This window comes from Marinimicrobium hydrolyticum (assembly GCF_030848505.1).
Lineage (GTDB): Bacteria > Pseudomonadota > Gammaproteobacteria > Pseudomonadales > Cellvibrionaceae > JAVDDU01.
The window spans coordinates 389,646-403,233 of sequence record NZ_JAVDDU010000001.1 but is presented as its reverse complement, the minus strand read 5'-3'; the positions used below and the strand labels follow the sequence as shown (position 1 = coordinate 403,233).

Genomic DNA, 13,588 nt, shown 5'->3' with positions numbered 1-13,588 from the left:
TTAGGTAATATCCAGCGGCGGCAATTGTTTAACCACGTCGTCCACGCGTTTCATTTGCTCCAGAAACGGCTCCAGTTTATCCAGCGGCAAAGCGCTGGGACCGTCGCACTTGGCGTTATCCGGGTCCGGGTGGGCCTCCAAAAACAAGCCAGCCAGGCCGACGGCCAAACCCGCTCGTGCCAGTTCCGCTACCTGATGACGGCGGCCACTGGACGCGGCGCCTAATGGATCGCGGCACTGCAGGGAGTGGGTCACATCGAAAATCACCGGCGCGCCGCCGCTAACTTCACGCATGGTGCGAAAACCCAACATATCGACAACCAGATTGTCGTAACCAAAATTGGTGCCACGGTCGCAGAGAATAATTTTGTCGTTACCGCACTCGTGGAATTTTTCCACGATGTTTTTCATCTGTCCGGGGCTTAGGAACTGCGGCTTCTTGATATTAATGATGGCACCAGTGGCCGCCATGGCTGCCACCAGGTCCGTTTGCCGGGCCAGAAAGGCCGGCAGTTGAATCACATCGACAACGTCCGCGACCGGCTGACATTGATCAATCTCATGCACATCGGTAATTACGGGAACATTAAACGTCTGCTTGATTTCCTGAAAAATCTTGAGCCCTTCGTCCATACCCGGGCCGCGGAACGAGTGGATGGATGATCGATTGGCTTTATCAAAAGACGCCTTAAACACGTAGGGAATGCCGAGCTTACCGGTAACCTCCACGTACGCTTCGGCAACACGCATGGCCATATCGCGGCTTTCCAGTACATTCATGCCGCCAAACAGCGTAAAGGGCTGTTGGTTGCCGACGCTGATTTTACCAATTTGAACTTGCTTATCCGTCACTGGACTCTCTTTAATGTTTGAACGTGAATGGATTGAACGTTTCGCAACTCACACCGCCTTCGATGCGAAAGGGCTTCCAATCTCCTCACTACGGGTTTGTAGTGAGGAGAAGATCCCAACTGCAATTAACGGGGTTTTTTGTTGGCCAAAGCCGCTGCGATATAACCGGTAAACAGCGGGTGTCCATCGCGGGGCGTCGAGGTAAATTCGGGGTGGAACTGACAGGCAACAAACCAGGGATGATCCACCACCTCAGCCACTTCCACCAAGGTATCGTCGGCGGACCAGCCACCGATACGCAGGCCCGCTTTTTGAAGCTGGTCTACGTAATTGTTGTTTACTTCGTAGCGATGGCGATGCCGTTCTACAATGACGTCCTTACCGTAAATATCCCGGGCTTTAGAGCCCTTAACCAGCCGGCATTCCTGAGCGCCCAAACGCATGGTGCCACCCAGGTCAGAGGTTTCATCGCGCTGCTCTCGGCGGCCGCTGGCATCGACCCATTCAGTAATCAAGCCGATCACTGGGTGAGGCGTGTGCTTGTCAAATTCGGTGCTGTTGGCATCCTTTAGGCCCAGTACATTGCGGGCAAATTCGATAATTGCCGACTGCATGCCCAGACAAATACCCAGGTAAGGCACTTTGTTTTCGCGCGCATAACGAACGGCAATGAATTTGCCCTCGACGCCACGGTTGCCAAAGCCACCGGGCACAAGAATCGCGTCAGCAGTTTCTAAAACGGCCGTGCCTTCCTGCTCCAAGGTTTCTGCGTCCACATACAGCATGTTGACCTTGGTGCGTGTTTGAATGCCCGCATGAATCAGTGATTCATTTAATGACTTGTAGGCATCCAGTAATTCCATGTACTTGCCCACCATGGCCACGGTGACTTCGTGCTCTGGGTTGAGCTTGCCATCCACGACGCGGTCCCACTCACTCAGATCCGCTTCCGGACACTCCAGGCCGAGCTGTTCAACTACGATCTGATCCAGACCGAACTCTTTCAGCATACGCGGAATGGCATAGATGGTGTTGGCATCGGGCAGTGGTACCACGGCCTTTTCAGGCACATTGGTAAATAGGGCAATTTTGCGGCGGGAATCTTCATCCACTTCGCGCTCGGAGCGGCACAGCAGGATGTTCGGCTGTAGGCCAATGGAGCGCAGCTCTTTGACCGAATGCTGAGTGGGTTTGGTTTTGGTTTCACCGGCGGTGGCAATATAAGGCACCAGCGTCAGATGCATCAGAATCGCATTCTGCGGGCCCATTTCCACTTGCAGCTGACGCACAGCCTCCAGGAAGGGTTGGGATTCAATATCACCCACGGTACCGCCGATTTCCACCAGCGCTATGTCCACATCCCGGCCGCCTTCAAGGATGCGGCGTTTGATCTCGTCGGTAATGTGCGGAATCACCTGTACGGTGCCGCCCAGGTAATCGCCTCTGCGCTCTTTTCGCAGAACTGTCTCGTAGACACGCCCGGTAGTGAAATTGTTACGGCGCGTCATTTTGGTGCGAATAAAGCGCTCGTAATGGCCAAGATCCAAATCGGTTTCGGCACCGTCTTCAGTTACGAAGACTTCACCGTGCTGAAAAGGGCTCATGGTGCCCGGATCCACGTTGATGTACGGATCCAGCTTCATAATGGTGACTTTGAGACCCCGAGCCTCCAGAATCGCCGCCAGTGAAGCGGAGGCAATGCCTTTACCCAGAGAGGAAACAACACCACCAGTAACGAATATGTATCGCGTCATGTATTACCTTGTTCAGTACGAGAATGTGCGGCAGATAATAGACCAATGCCTGGGAGGAAACTGGCTGGGCATTTGTCTTTAGGACGGGGCGTCAGAGTACCAGAAAGGCCCTGGGTGCTCAATTAAAACTTGCCCGGCCCTCCTCACGCCCTGCCTTATTGCGACACCATTGGATACGAAATCCCGGAGACCCCGGCGGTGCGGTAAAGCCGTGGCAGACCCATAAATCACCCACCGCGACCAGTTGCTCGCCACTGTATAGCAGGGGCAAAGGCGCCCGCCACCAAGGGGGCAACCCCACCTCCTGAAGCAGGTTCTTCAACGTCTGAGAGTGTCCGCGGTAGTATGGTCGGCAACGCTCCCCACCCTGACGCCAGCGCACTTGCAATGCGGGAAGATTTGCCTTTAATAGCCCCGACCCAGCTTGTGCGGGCTGCCAATCCAGGCGCAATTCTCCACCTCCCGGCAAGGGCAAATGACAATTTTCCTCATGAGGCAGAGAAAGGGGAATAGCATCTAAGTCAATACGCGGCGAGGGTAGATCCTCGCGATTGAGCAGGTAGAGACGCTGCTGAAAGCGCCGCAGCGTCCACTGCCCCCAGGAAAACTCGGCTGACGGACGTTCACCCTCTTGTAGCAACTGCTCAGCGATATCCCGTAGCGGTTTGCGACCTAGAGCCGGCAATCCCAACCCCTGCAGCCAGAAACGGACCACGTTAAGACGACGGGGTAGACTAAGCTCCTGCACGGTTCCCAGAGCCAGGCTCCAGCCCGCCCACTCTGACCGGGGCTGCGCCGCCGTTAAATCGAGACTGGCCAGCTCTTCAAGAAGAGTTTCATTGTGCGCGCACAATTCGGCCGTCTGCTGCCAGCGTTCGGCAAAGCCCGGCCAACGCTGAGCCAAAACCGGTAACACCTTATGGCGCAGGTAATTACGGTCGTAGTTGAGGTCAGCATTGCTCTCGTCCTCCACCCAGGACAACCCCTGGGCACGCGCGTAGTCCTCCAGTTCGCTACGATTCACGTTCAGCAAGGGTCGCCATAAAGTCCCTGCTCCCAATGACCGCTGACGAGCCATGGCCGCAAGACCCCGCGGGCCGGTGCCGCGCATCAAGCGGTATAACAAAGTCTCCGCTTGATCATCGGCGTGATGCCCCGTTAGCAACCAGTCATTCTCTCCGAGGTACCGGCTAAAGACTGCATAGCGGGCTTCCCGAGCGGCGTCTTCTATGCCGCGACCGGTTGATTGAACGTTCACCTTCTCAATGTGCAACGGCACCCCCAGCCTCTTGCACTCTTGCTCGCAATGACGCTCCCAGGCGCACGCGTTTGGGGACAATTGGTGGTTGATGTGCAGTGCCGTTAGCGGCTGAGGCAAGTCCAAGCTTACCAGACTGTGCAACAGTACCGTTGAATCGAGGCCGCCGCTAAAGGCCAGCCATAAGCGGCTCGAGGGGGCGAGAGAAGCCAGCTGGGAGCGTAACTGCTCGGGAGTAAAAGCCATGTGGACCTTGATGTGCCAACGTTGATAATTGCCAGGGGATACCCGACAATGAAAACGGATTGTCCCCGCTCAGTGTGCGCTTGTCCATTCATTACCGGGCGCCCCGGGGCAGTATTTAACGGACCAGAGCCACTATGACTACTACCGCACCTTATGGCAGTTGGCGCTCTCCCATCAGCGCCCAATCCCTGACCGCACAAAGCGTACGCCTGGGCGAACCACAACTGGATGGCGACGATTGCTATTGGCTGGAATCACGCCCCCAGGAACAGGGGCGCAATGCCCTAGTGCACCTGGCCACCGACGGCACCCAGCGGGACTTATTGCCAAGCCCGTTAAGCGTGCGCACGCGCGTAAACGAATACGGTGGTGGCAGCTATTGCGTGCATCAGGGAAACGTCTTTTTTGTACTCGACAGCGATCAGCGCGTATACCAGTTGGCGCCCAACGGCGACCCCTTACCCGTCAGCCCGGAAGGCGCCTACCGTTACGCAGACCTGACTGTGGACACCGCGCGCAACCGGCTCATTTGCGTGCGTGAAGATCACAGCCATCCAAAAACCGAAGAACGGCATGAAATTGTTGCGTTGGCACTGGATGGCTCCGGTGAGACTCAAATACTGGTCAGCGGCGCCGATTTTTACAGTAACCCACAGATCAGCCCAGATACCAACCGACTGAGCTGGCTAAGCTGGCAGCACCCCAATATGCCCTGGGACGGGACAGAGTGCCATGTGGCGCGCCTGAACGAACGGGGTGTGCCCGTGGAATCCGAATGTATTGCCGGTGGGCCGAATGAATCCGTGTTTCAGCCTCAGTGGTCACCGGATGGTGAACTGTTTTTTGTCTCAGATCGCAGTAATTGGTGGAGCTTGTATCGATGGGTTGATGGAGAGGTCGAGACGCTGTGCCGCCAGGAGGCGGAGTTTGCCACGCCCCAATGGGTATGCGGCATGTCCACCTACGGCTTTCTAAGTAGTGGCGCCCTGCTATGCTGCTACAGTCGCGAAGGCCAGTGGCAGCTGGCGCACTTTGATTTAACTCACTTTGCCTTAACCGACATCGAAACTGGTTTGACGGACATTTCTTCCGTGCGCTGTGCCAATGGCCAGGGGCTGTTTTTGGGCGCCAACCCCACTCAAAGCACGCGCCTGTGGCGTTTCGACCCCCGCTTGGAGCTGGCACTGTTCCCGATCGCCAGATCCGCACAGGAAGACCCACCGGGTAAATTTTTATCGGAACCACAGCAAGTGACGTTTGACACCCGCGACGGGGAGGAGGCGCACGGCTTTTACTACCCGCCCCACAATCCCAACTACCAGGCGCCAGAAGGCGATTTACCGCCGCTGCTCGTGGTTTGTCACGGCGGCCCAACGGGCGCTACGCAGGCCGCGCTCAATGTAAAAATTCAGTTTTGGACCAGCCGCGGGTTCGCCGTACTGGATGTCAACTACCGCGGGAGCACCGGTTACGGGCGCACCTACCGGGATCGCCTGAAAGGAAACTGGGGGCATACGGATGTGATCGACGTGTGCAGTGGCGTCGATTACCTGACCCAAGCCCGACTGGTACACCCGCAGAAGTGCGCCATTCGCGGCAGCAGCGCCGGAGGTTATACGGTGTTGGCGGCACTGACCTTTGGCGACAGCTTTCAAGCCGGGGCCAGTTTGTACGGCGTGGGCGATCTGGAGAGCCTGGCTCGCGATACCCACAAGTTCGAATCCCGCTATCTGGATACCTTAGTCGGCCCCTACCCCGCCGAGGCGGACTTGTACCGAGCCCGCTCGCCGATTCATCACGTGGAGCGTCTGCAGTGTCCGGTGATATTTTTGCAGGGCCTGGAAGACAAAATCGTACCCCCCAACCAAGCCCAAGCCATGGTTCAGGCTTTGACTAAAAAGGGCGTACCCAATGCGCTGGTGGAATTCCCCGAGGAAGGGCATGGCTTCCGACAAGCGAAAAATATCGAGCGGGCGTTGGAAGCAGAGCTGTACTTTTATGGCCAAGTGTTCGGCTTCAAGCCCGCCGATGAGTTGCCCGAGGTGGATATAGCCAACTTAACTGAAAGGCCCGGTGCATGAGCCGTTGGCGCCCGCCCCGCCCCAAAAGCTCCGCCTACATTACACCCGCCGGGGCCCGGCGTTTGAGGGCGGAGTTGCAACAGCTCTGGAAAGTGGAACGCCCGAAGGTGACGGAAACCGTTCACGAAGCGGCAAAGAACGGTGACCGCTCGGAAAACGGTGATTACATTTACGGTAAAAAACGCCTGCGTGAAATCGACTCCCGGGTTCGATTTTTAACTAAGCGGCTGGAAAACCTCACCATTGTGGATCGCCTTCCCGAGGACCGAACGCGGGTATTTTTCGGAGCCTGGGTAAGCGTGGAAGATGAGCAAGAGCAGGAGCATCAGTACCAGATTGTCGGCCCGGACGAGTTTGATCTGAGCCTAGGTCAGATCAGTGTGGACTCACCTTTGGCCCGCGCATTACTCGGCAAGCAGGTGGACGACGAGGTGGTTATTAATCGACCAGAAGCCGGAGAGACCAGCTACTGGATCACCGCCATCGACTACAAACCCTACGAAGACTAAACCGCGAGGCATCAGTCGCACAACTGTCCCGCACTGACATCCGGTTCCGCATCTAAGTGTTCCGCCAGCTTGTCTCTCCACGGCGCTATCTGACCTTGCAATTTTGCCATGGGCGTTGCGCCACCGGCCGGATACACATCTATCAACTGACACAGGCGGTGCAAATGGTTGGCCAGCTCCTCCAGCATCAGGCTGGCTTCGCGCAACTCTCCTAATGTGTTCATGTCCTGCTCGGCACGCACGAACCGCAGCCAACGGCAATAACTCTCTTCCAATAAACCCGAACCGCGCACCACCAATGTGATGCGCGTATAGGCTAATACCAGAGAACGCGAATACGCCGAAGCCTCCGACCGATCCAGTGTGCTCATGGGTTTGATCAGCAACTGAAAACCGTACTGCAGAAGGGCTATTCGATCCAGCAACGAATCCACCAAAGCCACCAAGTCCCCTTCAGCCCGGGGTTGTTCCGCCGTGGTTTCACTGGTGCGCAACAGATTAATTAACGCGGCGTAATTCTGGTAGTAATGTGCCTGACTGTTCATTTGTAACATGGGTATCAGTTGCCGCCAGCTATCTCCGCGCGGACGTAAGCGGGCTTGGTAGGTCAGCACCACTCGATCCGCTAAAGCGACTAACTGGCCCAACTGGCAAAGCTCTGCACCCGATTTACGGAACGGGTAGCCGGTACCGTCGCAGGACTCGTGGTGTTCCAACACAGCACGACACACCTGGGGGGGCATACCCGGCATGGTCCTGAGAATTTTTTGGCTGATTACCGGATGCGCCTGTAGTTGCCGCCATTGTTCGTCGGTCAGATCGCGTCGGTCACACAGCGGCAAAGCCGGGTTTATGTGCAGCATACCGATATCCTGTCCCAGCGCGGCCAGAAATACCGCGTCAATCTCTGATGCCGTCAACCGCATTTGTTTGCCCATAAGCAGACAGAACACCGCCCCTTGCAGTGAGCGTCGATAAATCTGGGGCATGCGTTCGGCGAGTACGGTAATTTTTTGGTGCAAAGGAGCGTATTGTTGGTAGTGGTTGCACTGATTCTGGAGCAGTAAAAGAAGCCCTTGTCCATGACAAAGACTGTGCAGCGTCGTATCGCTGCGTAGTAATTGCGTCAGTTCTTTGTGGAGTTGGGGGCCGTCGATTTCGTGGGCAATGCTGACCCCAGATTCCAGTGGTCGTAGCAATTTGAAATTGGCCATACGACGCGCGACTTCCGGAGAAATCGCCGCACCTTTTTTAACCAACAACATGCCATCGGCGTTGTAGATATCTTCGTTCGCGAGCACCGATCGGGTACTGTTCACCTCGCCCAGATGAAGAGCGTAGTGATCGGCGGCCAGGGGATGGTAGTCCATGTCCGCTCCAGGCTCCCCTGCCCGTCCATTCTCCGACTGTTCCATTAAGCCCTCCGTAGGCTGCGGTGCTGCTCCTTGAGGCACCGGCGAAAACACACACTGGGGGGAAGTATAGACCAAATTTTTCGCATTGAAGGTTTATTACGCCAGACTGGCAGAGGGGAGGTTTTAACCGAATCAGGGGCGTCGATTCAGCAGATAAGACCCAGACACTTAGGTCTGGGTCTGGACTATTGGCTGATCGAAAGACTTAAGGCAGACGCTGCTCCAGCAACCACTGGTAGAGGTCTTCACTTTGGTACACCCGACTCCACGCATCGTGGCCCATGTCCTCATGATTGGTGAATCGCACCTCGGGATGACCGAGTTCCTCCAGACGGTTCAGGCCGGGGTAAAAATGCTGGATTTCCACCACTGGGTCGCGTCCGGCGGCGAACACCCACAAGGGCAACTTGCGCTCAGCGATGGGAGCCATTAACTCGGGATGGCCCCAGCCGACCACCGGCACCATGGCCGCAAAGCGCTCTGGGTGCTTGCTCGCCATGTACCAGGTGCCAAAGCCGCCATAGCTAAGGCCGCTAATGTAGAAACGCCGTTCGTCAGTGCGGTAATCCTCTGCAACACGGTCTAGCATCATCAACAGGTCATTCTCAATCTGATCCCAACCGCCGGGCAAGGTGGCCGACATATCGTCCATGGATTCCGGAGCCGCTACGCCATTCATCGGCTGAGGGGTTTCGAAGTCATCGGGACGCTCGGGGGTGCCGCGCTCCAGGCGGCGCTGCATTTGCTCCGGGTCGCGGTCGCGCAGGTAATCGGTGTGCTCGTCCATGCCGAACATGTGCAGTTGGGGGGCAATGATAATGAAAGGCAAATCGCGCTTCTGCACCCAGGCTTCGTACAAGGGGCCGATATTCAGAACATACCCCAGTTCATCCAGGCCGTTGCCTCGTTCGCCATGGCCGTGCAGGAACAGCATGACTGGCCAGTCCTGCTCCGGCTGCTCATGGTAGCCAGGAGGCAAATAGACAAAGAATTCCCGCTCAGTGCCGTCGAGCTGGCTCTCGAACCCCAACCGTTCCAGTGTCGGTTCCCCAGTGGGTGCCATGTCTTTGCTCCCGTGTCGGTGGTCAGTGTGGCTACAGGCACTCATTAAAAGTCCGGCAACCGATAGCAACAGTATTAACTTACGCATGCAATACTCTCCCGCTCATTTATGGTTGTTTGTATTTTTCAAGGTAACAGCGACTATGGTATTCCCCGATGGTAGGGGATCGGAGTGAAATCCTTTAGGAGTAAATCGCTTTACGATGGGACAAATTCGGCGATATGCTGCGGTTCCCTATGCCGCCGAGAGAACGTCGCCCCATGTCAGAGCCCAGAGCTTCCGAGTCTCGACAGGACTTTTTAAGCCGTTTGGCGCCACTTCAGCTGCTCGAAATCTTTGACCTTTTAAGCGATACGCTGTTTTGGATAAAAAACGCCGAGGGTCACTTTATTCACGCCAATGAGTGCGCCCAACGGGTGCTGATCAGTAGTAATGTCCCCGAAACGGACAGAGCATCCACCGATTACGACCTGTTCCCACAACACATTGCCGAGCAGTTCGTTCAGGATGATCAGCGGGTAATGCGCGGGGAAGTGGTAGAGGATCGACTGGAGATGACCGTCCTGCACGGCGGAGAGCTGGGCTGGATGTCCACTTCCAAATACCCGTTGCGGGACCACCATGGCCAAGTCATTGGTTCCTACGGAATCTCCCGGCAAGTCGGCCAATCCGCTGTCGCCCGGCGAGCACTGGAGGTGTTGGCACCGAGCATTGATTATGTGCGCAACCACTACAAGGAGGCGCTGGAGGTGGGCGATTTAGCCAAGAATGCCAACTTGTCGATCAGCGCCTTGGAACGGCGATTTCGCAAACACCTGGGAAAAAGCCCCAAACAGTTCATCTCGGGTGTGCGTCTGGAAACCGCGCGCCACAGATTGCTCCGCAGCACCGAAGCCATTGCGACGATTGCCTACGACTGCGGGTTTGTTGACCCCGGTTACTTCAGCCGTCAGTACCAGAAACACTTCGGCGAGTCACCCTCCCAAACCCGACGCCGCGTCGGCGCCCTCCAAAAGGCGGAATAAAGCCGCCCCGCTGAATCCAGATAACGAGAAATACGAACGTTACGTCGTCTGGTGATTTGACCACTCTTCTGGAGGAGCGACGCGTCCCACCCGTGAGTGAACCTGTTTAGATACAAATAGGCCTACTCTCAGTTCAACACTAGGTGTCCAAGTGAATTGCTGACGGCGTACGATTCACTGAGCCAAATGCTTCGCCTCCTGCCAAAGCGCCTCCATTTCTTCCAGGCTCAGCTCAGTCAGGGGTTTTTCACTGTGGGTTTCTATGTGGCGAAAGCGCTGCTCGAATTTGCGATTACCCGCACGCAACGCCGCCTCCGGATCAATCTTTAAGAACCGGCTGATATTCACAGCGGCGAACAGCAAGTCCCCGAGCTCCTCGGCCACGGCCTCTGCATCGCCTTCCGCCAGAGCCTCTTCCACTTCCTCCAGCTCCTCGCGAACTTTAGCGATGGGCCCTTCCACCTGCTCCCAGTTAAAGCCCACGTTGGCAGCGCGCTTTTGCAACTTGGCGGCTCGGCTCAGAGCGGGTAGGTTTAGGGGGACGTCATCCAAAAGCCCTTGAGCGCCCTTGGCGGAACGCTCCTGTTGTTTGATGGCTTCCCAGCGCTCTTTTATGTGTGCGGGCTGCGTACTTTGCTGATCGGCCCGACTCTCCAGAGTGCCATCAGGGAATACATGGGGATGCCGGCGCACCAGTTTGGCCACTAACTCGGAGACTACCTCCGAAAAATCAAAGCGCCCTTCTTCGCGGGCCAGCTGGCTATAGAAGATCACTTGGAACAGCAGATCACCCAGTTCCTCTTTCAAGTGATCCAGATCACCCCGTTCTATGGTGTCCACCACTTCGTAGGCCTCCTCCAGAGTCGAAGGAGCAATGGTGGTGTAGCTCTGCTTGAGATCCCAAGGGCAGCCGCCGTTTGGATCGCGCAGACGCGCCATCAAATAAAGAAGGTCGTCGGTATCGTAAATCATGGGAAGCCTTTCCTGGTGTTTTTATTGCGGAGCCGGAACTCCAGACCGATGTTAACACCGCAGCGGCAACCCACGACTACACGGATGCAGGAGGGGAGCGGGCTGGCCGCACCAGTGAAACAGAAAGCCAGAGCCGAGGTTGTTCAGTCGCCGGCTAGTGTTTGCGGCGCGCCGACGCAATATTGGGTAGCTGATTCAAGCGGGTCAAAATGCGACTCAGCTCGTTGATACTTCGAATTTCGGCCGTCAGAAGCATATCCACAGTGTTTTTGCGCTTGTCCGAAAGTGTCTGTAAGGCACTGATATTGATGTGCTCACTGTCCAACATGGCGGTCACATCCCGCAACAGGCCAGTACGATCATAGGCTTCGATGATCAAGTCCACCGAGTAGGAGCTCTGCGGCGTCTCGCCCCAGGACACTTTAATGATGCGCTCGGGCTCGTCCGCCTGCAGTTGCAGTATGTTGCTGCAATCCTGGCGGTGAATGGACACACCCCGGCCGACGGTAATGTAGCCGGTGATGGCATCGCCAGGCACTGGGTTGCAGCAGCTGGCGATTTGCGTCAACAAATTGCCTACGCCTTCGATAAAGACATCTGAGCCCTTCTTGGTGCGAGCCGATTTGGCTTTGAAGGGAATGACCGGTTCTTTCGGGTTGGCGGCGTCCAACAAGCGCTGGGCGGCGCTCAGCACCTGGCCCACACCGATGTCGCTGGCGCCCACCGCTGCGTAAAGGTCGTCCAGGCTGTTCATATTGAGCTTTTTGGCCAGGGCCTCAAAATCCAAATCCAGCAGCGCCAGACGTTTGAATTCGCGATCCAAAAGCGCCTGCCCTTCAGCGATATTTTGATCCCGAGCCTGGAGTTTGAACCAGTGCTGCACTTTGGCGCGCGCACGGGCGGTGTTCACGTAGCCCAGAGCTGGCGAGAGCCAGTCCCGGCTGGGCGCTTCGCGCTTACCGGTGAGGATTTCCACCTGATCGGCGGTATTCAGATGGTAGTTGAGGGGCACGATACGGTTGTTGACCTTGGCACCCCGGCAGCGGTGGCCAATGTCGGTGTGAATGCGGTAGGCAAAATCCAGGGGCGTGGCGGTTTTGGGTAAGTCCACCACGTGCCCTTCAGGGGTAAACACATAGATGCGATCCTGATCCACCGTACGCAGGTCTTCTTTAAAGTGCTGGCTGTCCCCGCCCAACTCGTCATGCCACTCCAGCACCTGCCGCAACCAGGCAATTTTCTGCTCGTAACTGTTCTCGCTCGCCTCGCGATCCGTGCCCTTGTAGCGCCAGTGCGCGCACACGCCCAGTTCCGCCTCTTCGTGCATGGCGAAAGTGCGAATCTGGATTTCCAGCACTTTGTTTTCAGGGCCAATCACGGCGGTATGCAAGGAGCGGTAGCCGTTCTCTTTGGGAGAGGCCACGTAGTCGTCGAATTCGTGAGGAATATTGCGCCACAGGCTGTGTACAATGCCCAAGGCGGTATAACAATCCCGCACAGTGGGCACCAAAATGCGTACCGCGCGGATATCGTACACCTGAGAAAAGCTGATGCCCTTGCGCTGCATCTTCCGCCAAATACTGTAGATGTGCTTGGCGCGCCCGGTCACCTCGCCCTGAATGTCCGCCACCACCAGTTCGTGGCGCAATTGCTGGAGGACCGTGTTGATGTACTCTTCTCGCGCCAGGCGGCGCTCGTCCAACAGCGAGGCAATGCGTTTGTAGTCGATGGGTTCCAGGTAGCGAAAGGAGAGGTCTTCCAGCTCCCACTTGATGTGGCCGATGCCCAAGCGATGCGCCAGAGGCGCATAGACGTCCGCCACCTCCCGTGCCACCTGACGACGGCGCGCGGCGGTGGCCGTTTTCACGGCACGGATGGCGCAGGTGCGCTCGGCCAATTTGATCAGGGCCACGCGCACGTCGTCCACCATGGCCACCAGCATTTTGCGGATATTCTCGGCCTGTTCATCAGACTGGCGGCCGAATACGCGCTCATCCTCCTCACCGCGCTGATAGCTGATGGCAGCCATGCGCAGCACACCTTTGATCAGCTTGGCGACCGTCTCGCCGAAGGATTTTTGCACTTCACTCAGAGAAAGCTTTTCTTCGCGTACCGCCCGGTACAGGATAGCCGCTACCAGCGTATCTTGATCCAATTGCAAGTCCGCCAAAATCTCGGCCATTTCCAAACCGATGCGGAAACTACTGGTACTCGCCCCCCAGCCGTGGGCGACTTGAGTGGCACTGAGATCCGCTGCGCTACTGGCCTGGCAGGCCCGATGCAACTCATCCCGAGTCTCATCTCCACGGCTCTCATTACCCGGGAGCCGTTGGACCCAAGCACGAATATCGACATTGCCATCATCGGCAATGGGGTGGTCTTCTCTGACTTTTACCATGTTTGCTACTAATGC

10 protein-coding genes are annotated in these 13,588 nt (G+C 56.6%); 3 read left to right on the top strand and 7 right to left on the bottom strand.

What is annotated here, in order from left to right:
- The 3 genes from kdsA to tilS all read right to left on the bottom strand — a co-directional run bounded on the left by kdsA (position 1) and on the right by tilS (position 4,110).
- Positions 1 to 852 (bottom strand): 3-deoxy-8-phosphooctulonate synthase, encoded by an 852-nt coding sequence (gene kdsA, locus RBH33_RS01755; RefSeq protein ID WP_306730400.1) that lies wholly within the window; start codon positions 850 to 852, stop codon positions 1 to 3.
- Positions 853 to 977: 125 nt separating this feature from the next.
- Positions 978 to 2,606 (bottom strand): CTP synthase, encoded by a 1,629-nt coding sequence (locus RBH33_RS01750; RefSeq protein WP_306730399.1) that lies wholly within the window; start codon positions 2,604 to 2,606, stop codon positions 978 to 980.
- A 118-nt stretch (positions 2,607 to 2,724) separates the two neighbouring features.
- On the bottom strand, positions 2,725 to 4,110 hold the full coding sequence (gene tilS, locus RBH33_RS01745) for a tRNA lysidine(34) synthetase TilS (protein ID WP_306730398.1): 1,386 nt from the start codon (positions 4,108 to 4,110) through the stop codon (positions 2,725 to 2,727).
- Positions 4,111 to 4,244: 134 nt separating this feature from the next.
- Between tilS and RBH33_RS01740 the strand changes: the two genes are divergently transcribed.
- A complete protein-coding gene (locus RBH33_RS01740; protein WP_306730397.1) occupies positions 4,245 to 6,191 on the top strand; it encodes a S9 family peptidase in 1,947 nt (648 codons plus the stop codon).
- Entirely contained in the window at positions 6,188 to 6,700 is a 513-nt protein-coding gene (gene greB, locus RBH33_RS01735; protein ID WP_306730396.1) for a transcription elongation factor GreB, read from the top strand. Before RBH33_RS01740 ends, greB begins: the two co-directional genes overlap by 4 nt.
- Before the next feature lie 11 nt (positions 6,701 to 6,711).
- On the opposite strand, the gene RBH33_RS01730 is transcribed toward greB, so the two are convergent.
- Both RBH33_RS01730 and RBH33_RS01725 read right to left on the bottom strand, forming a co-directional pair.
- Positions 6,712 to 8,070: an HD-GYP domain-containing protein gene (locus tag RBH33_RS01730; protein WP_306730395.1), complete on the bottom strand. Its 1,359-nt coding sequence runs from the start codon at positions 8,068 to 8,070 to the stop codon at positions 6,712 to 6,714.
- A 250-nt stretch (positions 8,071 to 8,320) separates the two neighbouring features.
- Positions 8,321 to 9,265, bottom strand: a complete 945-nt coding sequence (locus tag RBH33_RS01725) for a carboxylesterase family protein (protein ID WP_306730394.1) — start codon at positions 9,263 to 9,265, stop codon at positions 8,321 to 8,323.
- A gap of 173 nt (positions 9,266 to 9,438) precedes the next feature.
- On the opposite strand from RBH33_RS01725, the gene RBH33_RS01720 reads away from it, so the two are divergent.
- Positions 9,439 to 10,203, top strand: a complete 765-nt coding sequence (locus RBH33_RS01720) for an AraC family transcriptional regulator (protein WP_306730393.1) — start codon at positions 9,439 to 9,441, stop codon at positions 10,201 to 10,203.
- 174 nt (positions 10,204 to 10,377) lie between these two features.
- Here the strand turns inward: RBH33_RS01720 and mazG are convergent, their stop codons facing one another.
- Entirely contained in the window at positions 10,378 to 11,175 is a 798-nt protein-coding gene (gene mazG, locus RBH33_RS01715; RefSeq protein WP_306730392.1) for a nucleoside triphosphate pyrophosphohydrolase, read from the bottom strand.
- 154 nt (positions 11,176 to 11,329) lie between these two features.
- On the bottom strand, positions 11,330 to 13,573 hold the full coding sequence (gene relA / locus RBH33_RS01710; protein ID WP_306730391.1) for a GTP diphosphokinase: 2,244 nt from the start codon (positions 13,571 to 13,573) through the stop codon (positions 11,330 to 11,332).
- Between the last annotated feature and the right edge of the window lie 15 nt (positions 13,574 to 13,588).